Source organism: Thermopolyspora sp. NPDC052614 (genome assembly GCF_040678635.1).
Lineage (GTDB): Bacteria > Actinomycetota > Actinomycetes > Streptosporangiales > Streptosporangiaceae > Thermopolyspora.
In genome coordinates this window covers 249080-264921 of record NZ_JBFATZ010000002.1, presented here as the reverse complement: position 1 = coordinate 264921, position 15842 = coordinate 249080, and the positions used below count along the sequence as shown (strand labels likewise).

At 71.0% G+C, this 15842-nt stretch carries 11 protein-coding genes; 6 read left to right on the top strand and 5 right to left on the bottom strand.

The genetic code is table 11. From position 1 onward, the window contains the following. The first annotated feature begins 93 nt into the window (after positions 1–93). Positions 94–4410 carry a HAMP domain-containing protein gene (locus AB0K60_RS04685; protein ID WP_364048590.1) on the top strand — a complete coding sequence of 1439 codons (4317 nt, stop codon included), beginning with the start codon at positions 94–96 and terminating at the stop codon, positions 4408–4410. A gap of 219 nt (positions 4411–4629) precedes the next feature. Here AB0K60_RS04685 and AB0K60_RS04680 read toward each other — a convergent pair whose 3' ends face one another. Both AB0K60_RS04680 and AB0K60_RS04675 read right to left on the bottom strand, forming a co-directional pair. Then, positions 4630–6426, bottom strand: a complete 1797-nt coding sequence (locus AB0K60_RS04680) for a protein kinase (RefSeq protein WP_364048588.1) — start codon at positions 6424–6426, stop codon at positions 4630–4632. 171 nt (positions 6427–6597) lie between these two features. Continuing rightward, a complete protein-coding gene (locus AB0K60_RS04675; RefSeq protein WP_364048586.1) occupies positions 6598–7650 on the bottom strand; it encodes a zinc-dependent alcohol dehydrogenase family protein in 1053 nt (350 codons plus the stop codon). 334 nt (positions 7651–7984) lie between these two features. On the opposite strand from AB0K60_RS04675, the gene AB0K60_RS04670 reads away from it, so the two are divergent. From AB0K60_RS04670 to AB0K60_RS04660, 3 genes are all read left to right on the top strand, one after another. Beyond that, entirely contained in the window at positions 7985–8662 is a 678-nt protein-coding gene (locus tag AB0K60_RS04670) for an HAD-IA family hydrolase (protein WP_364048584.1), read from the top strand. A 198-nt stretch (positions 8663–8860) separates the two neighbouring features. Beyond that, complete coding sequence (locus AB0K60_RS04665; protein WP_364048582.1) at positions 8861–9808, top strand: aldo/keto reductase; 948 nt, start codon at positions 8861–8863, stop codon at positions 9806–9808. A 305-nt stretch (positions 9809–10113) separates the two neighbouring features. Next, complete coding sequence (locus AB0K60_RS04660; RefSeq protein ID WP_364048580.1) at positions 10114–10770, top strand: maleylpyruvate isomerase N-terminal domain-containing protein; 657 nt, start codon at positions 10114–10116, stop codon at positions 10768–10770. Between the two features lie 57 nt (positions 10771–10827). Here the strand turns inward: AB0K60_RS04660 and AB0K60_RS04655 are convergent, their stop codons facing one another. The 3 genes from AB0K60_RS04655 to AB0K60_RS04645 form a co-directional block, all read right to left on the bottom strand. Beyond that, complete coding sequence (locus AB0K60_RS04655) at positions 10828–11310, bottom strand: CoA-binding protein (RefSeq protein WP_364048578.1); 483 nt, start codon at positions 11308–11310, stop codon at positions 10828–10830. Next, complete coding sequence (locus AB0K60_RS04650; protein ID WP_364048576.1) at positions 11307–12644, bottom strand: O-acetylhomoserine aminocarboxypropyltransferase/cysteine synthase family protein; 1338 nt, start codon at positions 12642–12644, stop codon at positions 11307–11309. The genes AB0K60_RS04655 and AB0K60_RS04650 overlap by 4 nt, the downstream gene beginning before the upstream one ends. Positions 12645–12706: 62 nt before the next feature. Further along, entirely contained in the window at positions 12707–13918 is a 1212-nt protein-coding gene (locus AB0K60_RS04645; protein ID WP_364048574.1) for a homoserine O-acetyltransferase, read from the bottom strand. Positions 13919–13998: 80 nt separating this feature from the next. Here AB0K60_RS04645 and AB0K60_RS04640 point away from each other — a divergent pair, with 80 nt between their 5' ends. Both AB0K60_RS04640 and AB0K60_RS04635 read left to right on the top strand, forming a co-directional pair. Beyond that, positions 13999–14547, top strand: coding sequence for an OsmC family protein (locus AB0K60_RS04640; protein WP_364048572.1), 549 nt, complete (start codon positions 13999–14001; stop codon positions 14545–14547). Between the two features lie 18 nt (positions 14548–14565). Beyond that, entirely contained in the window at positions 14566–15810 is a 1245-nt protein-coding gene (locus AB0K60_RS04635) for an NAD(P)-binding domain-containing protein (RefSeq protein WP_364049280.1), read from the top strand. Positions 15811–15842 lie beyond the last annotated feature (32 nt).

Sequence of the window (15842 nt, the reverse complement as noted above, 5' to 3'; positions counted from 1 at the left end):
AGTCGGTCGAAGATCCCGTGGGGTGACGTCCAGGGACTTTGCCCCCGGTGACCGTTGGCGTTTGCGATATCGGAAGTTGAGACAGCGGCAGGCATGAGCGACAAGGTTACGAGTGGTTCGCGTCCCGAGGGGCGCGGCTGGACGGCACACGGCGACGGCGGCATCGACGAGCCGGAGTTGCGGCGGCTGCTCGCGGGTCTGACGGCGGTGCGGGACGGCGACTTCGGCACCCGGCTCCCGGACGACGCCGACGGCGTCCTCGGGGAGATCGCCTCGGTCTTCAACGGCATGGTGGACCAGTTGTCCCAGTTCACCTCGGAGGTGACCCGGGTGGCCCGCGAGGTCGGCACCGAGGGACGGCTCGGCGGCCAGGCCGAGGTGCCGGGCGTGTCCGGCACGTGGAAGGACCTGACCGAGTCGGTGAACGCCATGGCGGGCAACCTCACCGACCAGGTGCGCTCGATCGCCGAGGTGACGACGGCGGTGGCGCGCGGCGATTTGTCCCAGAAGATCACTGTTGACGCCCGCGGCGAGATCCTGGAGCTGAAGACCACCGTGAACACGATGGTCGATCAGTTGTCCAGCTTCGCCGCCGAGGTGACCCGGGTGGCCCGCGAGGTCGGCACCGAGGGGCGGCTCGGCGGCCAGGCGGACGTCAAGGGCGTGGCGGGCACCTGGCGCGACCTCACCGACTCGGTGAACTACATGGCCGGGAACCTCACCTCCCAAGTGCGCAACATCTCCCAGGTGGCCACGGCGGTGGCGCGCGGTGACCTGTCGCAGAAGATCACCGTGTCGGCGAAGGGCGAGATCCTGGAGCTGAAGGAGACCATCAACACGATGGTGGACCAGCTCTCCGCGTTCGCCGACGAGGTCACCCGCGTCGCCCGCGAGGTCGGCACCGACGGACGGCTCGGCGGCCAGGCGGACGTCAAGGGCGTCTCCGGCACCTGGAAGGCGCTGACCGAGTCGGTGAACGTCATGGCCGACAACCTCACCGCCCAGGTGCGCTCCATCGCCGAGGTGACGACGGCGGTCGCGAAAGGCGATTTGTCGCAGAAGATCCGGGTGGACGCCCGGGGCGAGATCCTGGAGTTGAAGGAGACCATCAACACAATGGTGGACCAGCTCTCCGCGTTCGCCGACGAGGTCACCCGCGTCGCCCGCGAGGTCGGCACCGAGGGCAACCTCGGCGGCCAGGCGACCGTGCGCGGCGTCTCCGGCACCTGGAAGGGCCTGACCGACAACGTCAACGTCATGGCCTCCAACCTGACCGGCCAGGTGCGCTCGATCGCCCAGGTGGCCACCGCCGTGGCGCGCGGCGACCTGTCACAGCGGATCACCGTCGAGGCGAAGGGCGAGGTCGCCGCGCTCGCCCAGACCATCAACACGATGGTGGACACGCTGAGCGCCTTCGCCGACGAGGTGACCCGCGTCGCCCGCGAGGTCGGCACCGAGGGCCAGCTCGGCGGCCAGGCCCGCGTACGGAACGTGGCCGGCACCTGGAAGGACCTCACCGACAACGTCAACTCGATGGCCGACAACCTGACCAACCAGGTGCGGTCGATCGCCCAGGTCACCACCGCCGTCGCGAAGGGCGACCTCACCCGCAAGATCGACGTGGACGCCCGGGGCGAGATCCTGGAGCTGAAGACCACCATCAACACGATGGTCGAGCAGCTGTCCAGCTTCGCCGCCGAGGTCACCCGCGTCGCCCGCGAGGTCGGCTCGGAGGGACGGCTCGGCGGCCAGGCCGAGGTCGAGGGCGTCTCCGGCACCTGGAAGCGGCTCACCGAGAACGTCAACGAGCTGGCCGGCAACCTCACCCGCCAGGTCCGCGCCATCGCCGAGGTGACCAGCGCGGTCGCCCAGGGCGACCTGACCCGCTCGATCGCGATCGAGGCCAAGGGCGAGCTCGCCGAGCTGAAGGACAACATCAACTCGATGGTGGGGTCCCTGCGCGAGACCACCCGCGCCAACCAGGAGCAGGACTGGCTCAAGAGCAACCTGGCCCGCATCTCCGGCCTCATGCAGGGCCACCGCGATATCGACGTCGTCGCCGACCTGGTGATGAACGAGCTCGCCCCGCTCGTGTCGGCGCAGTTCGGCGCGTTCTTCCTCAACGACGACCTCGGGCTCAGGCTGATCAGCGCGTACGGCTACCCGGCCGGGGACTCCCGCGACCGCTTCCAGATGGGCGAGGGACTCGTCGGCCAGGCCGCCCGCGCGCAGCGCACGATCTCCCTCGACCGGGTGCCGCCCGGCTACGTCAAGGTCACCTCGGGGCTCGGCGACACCACGCCCGTCTCGCTGATCGTGCTGCCGATCATCGTGGAGGACCAGGTCCTCGGCGTGATCGAGCTCGCCTCGATCACCCCGTTCACGCCCGTCCACCGGTCCTTCCTGGAGCAGGTGATGGAGACGATCGGCGTCAACCTCAGCACGATCGTCGCCAACGCCCGTACCGACGAGCTGCTGCAGGAGTCCCAGCGCCTCGCCGCCGAGCTGCGGGCCCGCTCCGAGGAGCTGCAGACGCGGCAGGAGGAGCTGCAACGCTCCAACGCCGAGCTGGAGGAGAAGGCGGCGCTGCTCGCCGCGCAGAACCGCGACATCGAGGCGAAGAACCTGGAGATCGAGCAGGCGCGCCAGGAGCTGGAGGACCGCGCCCGGCAGCTCGCGCTCGCCTCCCGGTACAAGAGCGAGTTCCTCGCCAACATGAGCCACGAGCTGCGTACCCCGCTCAACTCGCTGCTCATCCTCGCCCAGCTGCTGGCGCAGAACCACACCAGGAACCTGACGCCCAAGCAGGTGGAGTACGCCGAGATCATCCACTCGGCGGGCTCGGACCTGCTGCAGCTCATCAACGACATCCTCGACCTGTCGAAGGTCGAGGCCGGGAAGATGGACCTCAACCCCGAGTGGGTGCCGCTGCACCGCCTCCTCGAGTACGTCGAGGCGACCTTCCAGCCGATGACCACGCAAAAGAGCCTCGACTTCCGCGTCACCACCGCGCCCGGGGTGCCGAACGAGTTGCTCACCGACGACTCGCGGCTGCGGCAGGTGCTGCGCAACCTGCTGTCGAACGCGGTGAAGTTCACCGAGACCGGCGGCGTGGAACTGCGCATCGAGCCCGCGCCGGAGGCCGAGGTGCCCCCGCCGGTGCGGCGGCACGGCCCGGCGCTCGCGCTGCGCGTCATCGACAGCGGCATCGGCATCTCCGAGCGGCACCTTGAGGCGATCTTCGAGGCGTTCCAGCAGGCCGACGGCACCACCAACCGCAAGTACGGCGGCACCGGCCTCGGCCTGTCGATCAGCCGGGAGATCGCCCACCTGCTCGGCGGCGCCATCGCCGTGGAGAGCACGCCCGGGCAGGGCAGCGTCTTCACGCTGTACCTGCCGATCGCCCGGCCCGACCTCACCCCGCCGACCCGCGACGTCCTCGCCCTCGGCGGCGAGAGCGGCGAGGGCGGCAAGAGCGGCGTGGGCATCGAGAGCGGCGAGGCCGTACCGGACGAGACCGAGGGCCCGGCCGCGCAGCCGCCGCCGGAGGAACAGCCCGATGCGACGCGGCGGCTGCTCGTCATCGAGGAGCGCGCGCACGGCCTGCTGTCGCTCGTCGCCGAGAGCGTCATCGCCGACCTGGCGGGCCGCGACGTGGGGACGCTCCCGGCGGTGGAGATCCTCACCGCCAGCGGGGTGCAGGAGGCGACGTGCACGCTGGCCGCCCAGCCCTGCCACTGCATCGTGCTCGACCTCGACATGTCCGGCCGGGCCGGGTTCGAGCTGCTTGAGGCGATGGACGCCGACGCCGCGCTGGGCGGGGTGCCGGTGCTCGCCTACAGCAACTGGCGGATGAGCCCCGTCGAGGAGCAGGCGCTGCAGTCGGACGCGCACCCGGTGGAGATGCTGTCGAGCCTGGACGAACTGCGCGAGCGCATCGCGCTGCACCTCACCGCCGAGCAGCCGGGCGACGTGGTGCCGCTGGTGCGCCGGCAGCAGGTGACCGAGCCGACCACGCGGGAGGTGAGCGAATCGCTCACCGGGCGGACCATGCTCGTCGTCGACGACGACATGCGCAACCTGTTCGCGCTCACCAGCATCCTGGAAATCCACGGCATGCAGGTGCTGCACGCCGAGAACGGCCGCAAGGGCATCGAGACGCTCGTCGTGCACCCCGAGGTCGATCTGGTGGTGATGGACGTGATGATGCCGGAGATGGACGGCTACGAGGCCATGGAGGCGATCCGCGCGATGCCCCGGTACGCCGAGCTGCCGATCATCGCGGTCACCGCGAAGGCGATGCCGGGCGACCAGGAGAAGAGCCTCGCCTCCGGGGCGAGCGACTACGTCACCAAACCCGTCGACTCCGACCGTCTCCTCACGCTCATCGAGCGGTACCTGACGCGGTGACGCCGGGATCCGCCCCGCCGTACCCGCAACCCACCGGCAAGGAGCACCACCGGGCAGGCAACGCACGCGTCCGACGCCGTCGTCAACCGGCCGGCGGTCACCATCGACCGCCTGCGCGAGGAGATCGACCGCTCGCCCACGGCCTGTCCGACACGACGACGCCTGCCTTATCACCGTCCGGCTCCGCCGCCGCCCGGCGCGCGCCTGGCCGCCGCGCGGTCAGCGCCGGGCCGAGCCCGCCATCCTGGTGCTGCCGTCGGCGTTAAGAACCAGGACGGTGGCCCGGTCGCCCTTGAGCCCGGTCAGCACGAGGATTCCGCCGAAGCAGCCAGCGTATCCGGCGCGGCCACTGACACCGCTGAGCCGCATGGAGATCTGCTTGTCCGTACGGGAGATCCGGGTGATGGTCGCCGTGCAGCGGTATCCGGCACCCCAGCCCATCGAGGACGAGCGCTTGCCCTCTGCGGCGGCCTTCGGAAGCTGGATGATCACCGGGCCGACGGTGCCGGTGGCCAGACGGCGCAGGCTGCCCGTCCAGGTGCCGGCGAAGTTGGGGGCGGGCTTCGACTTCTTCTTGGTCCGGGTGGGCGACGGGGACGGGCTCGGGGTCTTGTCCGGGGTTCCGCTCGCGGTTTCGCTCGGGGTCTTGTCCGAGGTTTCGCTCGCGGTCCCGTTCTGGGTCCCATTCGAGGTCTCTGCCGAGATCGACGACGACCCCAGGGGTGTGGACGGCGCGGCGATCAGAGGGCTTCGCGCCGTCGAGTCCTCTCCCCTGCCAGGCGAGGTGAGTATCAGGACGCCGACGGTCATCCCGGTGACCGCGAGCGCCGCCCCGACCGCCACCAGGGCCTTGCCCCGGTCACGGAGCAGGGGAGTCACCGACGGCAGCGTCGCGCCGGGCGGCAGCTTCGTGCCGGGCGGCGGCGTCGGAGCGACGGGCTCTTCGACCTCGACGACCGGCTCCTCCGGTACCGCAACCGGCTCCTCCGGTACCGTCCAGCCCGCGACCGGCTCCTCCGGTACGGTCCAGCCCGTGGGCGGCTCCGCTCCGGCGGAAACCGGGGGCTGCGGCGCGACCGGTTCGGCGACGGCCGGTTCGGCGGCGGGCTGGTCCGGCGGAAGGGGCTCGGCCGGCCCGGGTTCCTCGATCGCCGGGACCGGCGGGCCGGGGGCGGGTCGCGGCGCCTTTGGCACGTTCCCGGCCGGTGCCGCGCTGCCGCGAAGGGCGTGCAGCACCTCGTCCGCCGTGGGGCGCTTGTCGGGGTCCTTGGCCAGGCAGGCCACGGCGAGATCGCGCAGGAGCCCGGTGAGTCCCTCCAGGTCGGGCTCGCCGTTCATGATCCGCCATAGCACGGCGGGATAGCTGTCGGCGTCGAAGGTGATCCGGCCGGTCGCCGCGTACGCCACGGTCGCCGCCCAGCCGAACATGTCCGACGCGGGCCCCGCCCGGCCTCCGGAGATCAGCTCCGGTGCCATGTAGGCGGGGGTGCCGACGATGACCCTGCTGGTCGTGACCGACTCGTCGATCAGGCGGGCGATGCCGAAGTCGATGACCCGCAGCCCGTCCGGGCCCATCAGCACGTTCTGCGGCTTGAAGTCACGGTGGACCACGCCGACGTGGTGGATGGCGGCCAGCGCCGTGGCGGTGCCGACCGCGATCCGGTCCAGCGCCCCGCCGGACCGGGGGCCGTGCTCGGCGATGTACGCCTCAAGCGAGGCGCCGTCGACGTACTCGCTCACGATGTACGGCCGGTCGCCGTCGAAGTCGGCGTCCAGGACCTGGGCGGTGCAGAACGGCGCGACCCTGCGCATGGCCTCGATCTCGGCGTGGAACCGCCGCCGCGCCGACCCGTCGGCGGGCATGTGGGCGGTGAGCAGTTTCACCGCCACCTCGGTCCCCGACGGATCCACGGCGAGGTAGACCACTCCTTGGCCGCCACTACCGATCCTCCCCTTCAGCCGGTAGTCGCCGATCTCTCGGGGATCTCCGGAATCGAGTGGGCTGATTCGCGGCATGGCGGCTCCCTCTCGCGACGAACGATCTATCCATACCACAGCGCCTCACGAAGCGGGCGGGCGCGAATCCGGCCCCGGGCGCATGGTCCCGGGGCCGACTTCGGCTTCGCGGATGGATGAGGCCGGACACGAGCCGACTCCGCCGTGGCGCGCCGGGCGAGAGATCCGCGGTCAGGCCGAGGCGGGCTCCTTGGACAGGACGACCTTGAGCGCCCCCGTGTCCTTCGCGTTGGCGAACGTCTCGTACGCGGCGTCCATGTCCGCCAGGGCGAAGTGGTGGGTGAGGAACGCGGAGGGGTCGAGGCGGCCCGCCGCGACCATCGCCAGCAGGGTCGGGGTGGAGTAGGTGTCCACCAGACCCGTGGTGATGGTCAGATTACGGATCCACAGGTCCTCCAGGTGCAGAACGGCGGGCCTGCCGTGCACGCCGATGTTCGCGACCCGGCCGCCCGGGCGGACCAGGCGGGTGCACAGCTCGAAGGTCTCGGGGATGCCGACCGCCTCGATGGCCGTGTCGGCGCCCAGGCCGCCGGTCAGCTCGGCGACCGCGGCGGCGGGATCGTCGCCCGCTCCGACGACCACGTCGGCGCCGAACCGCTTGGCGGCCTCCAGGCGGGGCGCGGCCGGGTCCACGACGACGATGTGGCTCGGGGTGAACAGCCGGGCCGACATGACCGCGGCCAGGCCGATGGGACCCGCTCCGACGATCACCACGGTGCCGCCGGGCCGTACGTCGCCGTTGAGGACGCCGACCTCGTACGACGTGGGCAGGATGTCGGCGAGCATGAGCGCGGACTCGTCCGCGACGCCGTCCGGGATCGTGTAGGTGGAGGTGTCGGCGAACGGGACGCGCACGTACTCGGCCTGCGTACCGTCGATGCGGTGGCCCAGGATCCATCCGCCGCCGCCCAGGCACTGCCCGAACATCCCCGTCCTGCAGTACCGGCACCGGCCGCACGCGGACACGCAGGAGACGAGCACACGGTCCCCCGGCCGAACCGTGCGCACGGCTCCACCGGTCCGCACCACGGTGCCCACCGCCTCGTGGCCCAGGATCCGCCCGGGCTGCACCGCCGGCACGTCCCCCTTGAGGATGTGCAGGTCGGTGCCGCAGATCGTCACCGCGGTCACCTCGACGATCGCGTCGGTGTCCTCCGCGATCGCCGGATCCGCGACCTCCTCCCAGGACCGCTCGCCGGGACCCCGGTAAACCATCGCCTTCATCGCGTCGTCCTCCCCTTCTCGTCCGTTGTCGGGTCCGCTTCGGGGCGAACCTCTCCCACCCTCCCGTCATCCGAACGTCCCTGTTAGTGGCGAAAGACCTCCTGACCTGCGGACCATCGTCGCCACGTCGGCCAGGCGGAGTGGCCGCCCGATTTTCGTCCGCGTACCCGGACATGAGATCCTCGGAGAGGTCGCCGGTCCCGGCGGCGACGTCGCCGAATTTCGTGGAGGATCTCGTCGCGGCCGACCATCGTTCCCGTCTCGATGCGTACGCACAGGCCATCGAGGCTGTCCGTGATGATCACACGTGCCTGAGGGCGGTCATGGAGTCGTGATGTCAGAACCAGTCGATCCGCCGGTGCTGCGCATCCCCTGCCGTGGGGTGCTCTTCGACTGCGACGGCGTCCTGGTCGACTCGATCGCGAGCGCCGAGCGGGTGTGGACGCGGTGGGCGGTCGAGTACGGCCTGGAACCGGCCGATGTGCTCGCCGTCATGCACGGACGGCGGTCGGCCGACACCATCGCCTCGTTCATCGAGGATCCCCGCGAGCGCGCCGTCTCGGTGGAGAAGATCGAGCGGTACGAGATCGACGACGCCGCCGGGGTGGTCGCGATCCCCGGCGCCGGGGCGTTGATGCGCGGCCTGCCCGCGGACCTGTGGGCGGTGGTGACCTCCGCGTCGGCGCGGCTGGCGCGGGCGCGTCTCGGGGCCGCCGGTCTGCCGGAGCCGCCGACGCTGATCACCGCGGACGACATCACGGCGGGCAAGCCGGAGCCGGAGGGGTACCTGGCCGCCGCGGACGCGCTCGGGCTGCCGCCGCACGAGACCGTGGTGTTCGAGGACAGCGCCGCCGGGGTGAAGGCGGGGCACGCCGCCGGGGCCGCGTGCGTCGTCGGCGTCGGCGTACGCGCCCTGGACACCGAGGCCGCCGTCGTCGTCCCCGACCTGCGGGACGTGCGGTGGGAGGCGGGCGCGCTGCACGTCCCCGGCGCCCGGCTGCTGCGTTCCTGACGGCCGTCGCACGGCCGCTGCTCTTCGGACGGCCGCCGTGTTCGGCAGGGCCGTACCGGGTTCGGTCGGCTCTCGGGGGAGGCCGCCCGATCGCCGTGCGAACGCGGTGACTAGGCTCGCCTTGATTGGCGAAACCGAACTTTCCGGCAGAAAAGAGGCCGGGAGACCCGCGCATCACCGCGATGAGGGACGGGCGACATGAGCGACATGACATATCGGCGGCTGGGCGATTCCGGGCTTGTGGTATCGACGCTCGGTCTGGGCGCGAACAACTTCGGCAGGCGTATCGACGTGGAGGCGACCCGCGCGGTGGTGGACGCGGCCCTCGATGTCGGCATCAATTTGATCGACACCGCCGACAGCTACGGCGAGTCCGAGGACTACCTCGGCGAGGTGCTTGCCGGGCGGCGTGACCAGGTGGTGCTGGCGACGAAGTTCGGCAGCGACCTCGGCGGGGCGAACGGCCCCGACTGGGGTGCGCGCGGCTCCCGGCGGTACATCCGCAAGGCGGTCGAGCGCTCGCTGCGCCGCCTGCGTACCGACTGGATTGATCTGTACCAGTTGCACCGGCCCGACCCGTCGACGCCGCTGGAGGAAACCCTCTCGGCGCTGTCGGACCTGGTACGCGAGGGCAAGGTCCGCTACATCGGCTCGTCCAACTTCGCCGCCTGGCAGGTGACCGACGCCGAGTGGATCGCGCGCAGCGCGGGCCATGAGCGTTTCATCAGCGCGCAGAACGAGTACAGCCTCCTGGACCGCAGCGCCGACCAGGAGCTCATCCCGGCCCTTGAGCACCACGGCATCGGCCTGCTGCCGTACTTCCCGCTGGCGAACGGCCTGCTGACGGGCAAGTACCGCCGTGGCGAGCAGGTGCCGCAGGGCGCGCGGCTGGCCGCCCGGCCGGAGTACCTCACCGACGCCCGCTTCGACATGGTGGAGAAGTTGGAGGACTTCGCCCGGCGGCAGGGCGTGACCCTGCTCGACGTCGCCATCGGCGGGCTGCTCGCCCAGCCCACGGTCGCGTCCGTGATCGCCGGCGCCACCCGCCCCGAGCAGATCAAGGCGAACGCGGCCGCGGCGGCGTGGGTCCCGGATGAGGCCGCCCTCGCCGAACTCGACGAGATCACCGCCCCCGACCGGGGCTGACCACGTCGGACGATGACGGCGGCGATGCCCCTGTGATGCCCCTGTGATGCCGCGGTGATACTCGCCGACACGGCGAACATCGGCACTTCGCTCCGGGCCATCGCCGCCCGAACGGCATTTCCGGCGGACTCCGCGCCGAAATTCACCGCCGGGGAGCGGGCCGTGCGCCCGCCCTCGTTCGAGGGCCACTCCCTCCCCGTCCCACCGGCGTCGCGGCACGGCCTGCGTTTGTCGCCCCCACGTTTGGCGCCCCCCGTTTGGCCCCCCGTTTGGCGCCGTCGCGGGAGCGCATTAGCCTGCCGTCAATGCGGCTCTTCTCACGCTCCTGGTCGGCGTTGCGGACGGCGGTCGCCGACCTTCCGGACGAGGCGTTCGCGCGGCCGTCCGGCTGCGCCGGCTGGCTCGTACGCGACCTGGTGTGCCATTTGATCATCGACGCCCAGGACGTCTTGATCACCCTCGCAACCCCGGCCGAGACGGAGCCGACCCGCGACGCGGTGACCTACTGGGAGGTCACCGCGACGTCCCCGACCGGCGACGACCCGCTCGACGCGCTGACCGTGCGACTCGCCGCCGCCTACCAGGAGCCCTGGCTCCTGAAGTTCCACCTCGACGACCTCGGCTCCGCCGCCGGCCGCGCCGCCGAACTCGCCGACCCGGACCTCCGGGTCGGCACCCGCGACCAGGTCCTCACCGTGGCCGACTACCTCTCCGCGTACGTCCTGGAATGGACGCTGCACCACCTCGACCTGATCGCGCACCTGCCGGACGCGCCACGGCCGCCCGCCGAGGGCCTCGCCCGGTCCCGCGAGATGCTTGAGACGATCGCGGGGGCCGCGTTCCCCTCGTCCTTCTCCAACGAGGACGCGCTGCTGATCGGCACCGGACGCCGCCCCATGACCGACGCCGAGCGCGCCGAACTGGGCGAACTGGCCGCGAAACTCCCGCTCATCCTCGGCTGATCGACGCGCGACCCCTCACCTACCGGGCCGGGGGCGGGGTTGCCTCCGGCCGGGTGACTATTGAAGCCCGCCGCGCATGGACGTGATCCGCCGGGTGTTGAAGCCGAGCCAGTGCATCCGGCCCAGGTACCGCGCGTGCTCGACCTTGAGGCAGCGGTCCATCACCACAGGCACGCCGCCGTCCTCGGCGATCCGCGCGCCCTCCTCGTTGATCACCCCGTACTGGCACCAGAGGGCGCCGGCGCGGATCTCCACGGCCTCCCGCGCGATGGCAGGCAGCGCGTCCGGCGCGCGGAAGACGTCCACGAGATCCACCGGCACGGGCACGTCGAGCAGGCTCGGGTAGCTGGTCTCCCCCAGGATCTCCGTCTCGCGGGGATTCACGGGGATCACGCGGTATCCGTGCCGTTTGAGGTAGTAGCCGACGAAGTGGCTGGCCCGCAGCTCGTTGCCCGACAGCCCGACGATCGCGATCGTCCTGGCGGAGTGGATCACGCGCTGGATCGTCAGCGGGTCCTGGTAGCGCTCAAGGTCGATCATGCCGTCCCCGCCTTCTCTCCGATCGCCGCGGCGACCCGGGCGAATCCCTGCTCCAGATCCCAGATGAGGTCCTCGACGGACTCGATGCCAACCGACAGCCGCACCGTCCCCGGGCCGACGCCGGCCGCGCGCAGCTCCTCGTCGCTCAACTGGCGGTGGGTCGTGCTGGCGGGGTGGATGACCAGGCTCTTCACGTCTCCGACGTTCGCCAGGTGGGACCAGAGCGTCAGGCCGCCGATGAGGCTCTGCCCGCCGGCCCGGCCGCCCGCGCAGTCGAAGGAGAAGACGGCGCCGGCGCCGCGCGGCAGGTACTTCTCCACGAGCGGGCGGTATTTGCTGTCCGGCAGGCCGGGGTAGGTCACGTTCGAGGCCAGTTCGTGCGATCGGAGGAACTCCGCGACCGCCAGCGCGGTCTGGACGTGGCGCTCCATGCGCAGCGACAGCGTCTCCAGCCCCTGCAGCAGCAGGAAGGCGTTGAACGGCGAGAGCGCCCCGCCCAGGTCGCGCAGCGTCTCGGCCCGCAGCTTCATCAGGTAGCCGTATTCGCCGAACGTCTCGTGGAACCGCAGCCCGTGGTAGGCGGGCGACGGGTCCGCGACCACGGGGAAGCGCCCGTTGGACCAGTCGAACGTCCCGGAGTCGACGACGACGCCGCCGAGGCTCGTGCCGTGGCCGCCGATGAACTTGGTCGCCGAGTGGATCACGATGTCGGCGCCCCACTCGATCGGGCGGCACAGGTACGGCGTGGCGAACGTGTTGTCCACGATCAGCGGCAGCTCGTGTTCGTGCGCGATGGCCGCCACCGTCTCGATTTCCAGCACGTTCCCGGCGGGGTTGCCGATCGTCTCGCCGTAGAACGCCTTCGTGTCCGTGCGTACGGCCTTGCGCCACGCGTCCGGATCATCGGGATCGACCCAGGTGAGCTCCACGCTCATCTTGCGCAGCAGGTGCTTGAGCTGGTTCACCGTACCGCCGTACAGCGCCGAGGAGGCGACGACGTGGTCGCCCGGCTGCAGCAGGGTGAACAGCGCCGCCGCCTGCGCGGCGATCCCGCTGGCGAACGCGACCGCACCGCTGCCGCCTTCGAGGTTCGCCACCCGCTCCTCGAACACCGCGACGGTCGGGTTCATGATGCGCGAGTAGGTGTTCCCGTACTCCTGCAGGTTGAAGTACGCCGCCGCGGACTCCGGATCCTCGAAGACGTAGCTGGTGGTCTGGAAAATGGGCACGGCACGGGCGCCCGTGTTCGGGTCGGGCCGTTGCCCGGCGTGCAGTTGCCGGGTCTCGAACCCGAACTCGCGGGCCTGCTCGGCATGGGGGAACCGTTCGGTCACAGAAGTCCTCTTCCTCGGGTCCTCTTCGTCGGGTCCTCTTCGTCGGGTTCTCTTTTTCGGCGTCACGCGGCCCGGCCCTCGGCCAGGAACCGTCGGATGATGGGCGTCTGCCGCGCCTCCTCCAGCAGGAAGCAGTCGTGACCGTACGGCGCGTCGATCACCTGGAACTCGACCGGCTTGCCGAGTGCGCGCAGCGCCCGCTCGATCTCCTCCGACGCGGCGGGCGGATACAGCCAGTCGGAGCTGAAGGCGATGAGCAGCGTCCGCGCTCGGACGCCTTCGAGCGCCCGCTCGAGCGATCCGCCGCCGTGCTGCCGCGCGAGATCGAAGTACGTCAGCGCACGGGAGGTGTAGAGGTAGGTGTTGGCGTCGAAGCGTTTGACGAACGAGGCGGCCTGGTGGCGCAGGTAGCTCTCCACCTCGAACTCCGGCTCGGTGACCGTGTAGCGGATGTCGTCGGCGAACTGCAGCCGCCGCCCGAACTTCTCGTCGAGCGCGGGCGCGGACAGGTAGGTGATGTGGCCGACCATCCGCGCCACGCCCATGCCGTCGTCGGGCGTACGGCCGGTGCCGTAGTAGCGTCCGCCCTGCCACGCCGGATCCCGCATGATCGACTCGCGCGCGATCGCGTTCCAGGCCACGCCCTGCGGATGGAGCGCGTGCGTGCTGGCGATCACCACGATCGCGTCGACCTGGTTGGGGTACATGACCGCCCATTCCAGCGCCTGCATCCCGCCGAGCGACCCCCCGGCCACCGCGGCGAGCCGCTCGATGCCCAGAACGTCGAGGAACGCCCGCTGCGTCCGCACCATGTCCGCGACCGTGACCACGGGAAAGTCCGGCCCGTACGGCCGGCCCGTCGCCGGGTCGATCGACGACGGCCCCGTCGTCCCGCGGCAGCCGCCGAGCAGGTTCGTGGACACGACGAAGAACCGATCGGTGTCGAACGCCTTGCCGGGGCCTATCATGCCGTCCCACCAGCCGAGCCCCTTGCCGCCCGCGCCGTCGCGGTCCTCGGCCCCGAACCCGTCGCGGGTGCCCGCCTCGGGCGACGCCTTGGCCACCCCGGCGGCATGGGCGTCGCCGCTGAGCGCGTGACACACGAGGATCACGTTGTCGCGCCGGGGCGACAGGGTGCCGTAGGTCTCGTAGGCCACGCGGACCGGGTGCAACTCGCGTCCGCAATCGAGGCGTACCGGCTCCGGCAGGTCGAGATACCGGGTTTCCACAGTGCCGACCGAGCCGGCCGCGAACTTCGTGGCTGGCTGAGACATGAGGGTCATGGTAGCCCCCGAAGTGGGATTATGGTCAAATACCTACTGGGAATATCGGTAATTCGATCGAGGGGTGGGCCATGACCACGGTCTCCAACGGAGTGAACGTTCAGGCGCTGCTGGACGCCCGCGAGGTGCTGAAGAACGCGCCCGAGGCCGCGCAGTTCGTGTGGCGGGCGACCTCCAAGTGGCAGCACGGCGTGCACAGCACCTCCACCGTCAAAGAGTTCTACGGCCTCGGCGAGGAGCGGGCCCACCGCACCGAGGCGGTGTTCGACGCCGACCACCCCGAGGTCTTCGCCGCCGAGGACAACGGCATCACGCCGATCGAGTACCTCCTCGTCGGCCTGGCGGCCTGCCTGACGGCCGGCGTGGCCTCCGTCGCCCAGAACCGCGGCATCCAGCTCCGCTCGGTCGAGGCGACGCTCGAGGGCAAGCACGACATCCGCGGCATCCTCGGCGTCGACCCCGACGTCCGCAACGGCTTCACCGACATCAAGGTGACCTTCACCATCGACGCCGACGCCTCCAAGGCGGACATCGAGGCCCTGGTGGCCCAGTCGCAGAAGCGCTCGGCCGTGTTCGACGCCCTCACGAACCCGACGAACGTCACCGTCGAAGTCGCCTGAGCCTGAGAGGGCCGAGCCATCATCGAGCGTGTCACCACGGTCGTCGTCGGGGCCGGCCACACCGGCCTCGCGGCCAGTCACTTCCTCACCGAACGGTCGATCGACCACGTCGTGCTCGAACGCGGCGAGGTGGCGAACTCCTGGCGCCGCGAACGCTGGGACTCCCTGCGCCTGCTCACCCCCAACTGGCAGAGCCGCCTGCCGGGCTTCCACTACGAGGGCCCGGACCCCGACGGCTACATGACCATGGACGAGATCGCCGAGTTCATCGAGCGCTACGCCGCCCACTGTCGCGCCCCCGTCCGCACCGGCACGAACGTCACCTCGGTACGGCGTACCGACGACGGCTACCACGTGACCACGAGCCGCGGCGAGATCCGCTGCCGGACGGTCGTCATCGCCGGCGGCGCCTGCAACCGCCCGGTCGTGCCGGGGCTCAGCGAAGGAGTGCCGCCGCACATCGAGCAGGTGACGCCGTTCGACTACCGCGAGCCCGGCCGGCTTCCCGACGGCGGCGTCCTGGTCGTGGGCGCGTCGGCGACGGGCGTGCAGCTCGCCGCCGAGCTGCGTCGTACGGGGCGGCAGGTGATTCTTTCGGTCGGCGAACACGTGCGGCTCCCCCGCACCTACCGCGGCCGTGACGTGCTGTGGTGGATGGACGCCTCCGGCGTCTGGGACCAGCGCTACGACGAGGTCGACGACCTCACCCGGGCCCGCCGCCTGCCCTCCCCTCAGCTCGTGGGCACCCCCGAGCGCACCACGCTCGACCTCAACGCCCTCACCGACATGGGCGTCGAGCCGGTGGGCCGCTGGGCCGCCCTCCGCGACGGCCGCGCCCTGTTCTCCGGCGGGCTGCGCAACGTGTTCTCCCTCGCGGACCTCAAGATGAACCGCCTGCTGGACACCTTCGACGAATGGTCTCGGACAACCGGCCACGACGCCGAGGTCGACGCGCCGGAACGCTACGAGCCGACCCGCGTCCCCGAGTCGGCACGTCTGCAGCTCGACCTGCGCGGCGGCGAGATCCGCACGATCGTGTGGGCGACGGGCTTCCGCCCCGACTACACCTGGCTCGACGTGCCCGTCGTCGACGAGAAGGGCCGCCTGCGCCACGACGGCGGCGTCGTCGTCGACAGCCCCGGCCTGTACGCGCTGGGCCTGCCCGTGCTGCGCCGCCGCAGATCCACGTTCATCAACGGCATCGAGGCCGACGCCCACGAGGTGATCGACCACCTCGCGGGACACCTGCGCGACGGACGATGACGTCGGCCACGCGGATCACCCCGGTCTCCCGC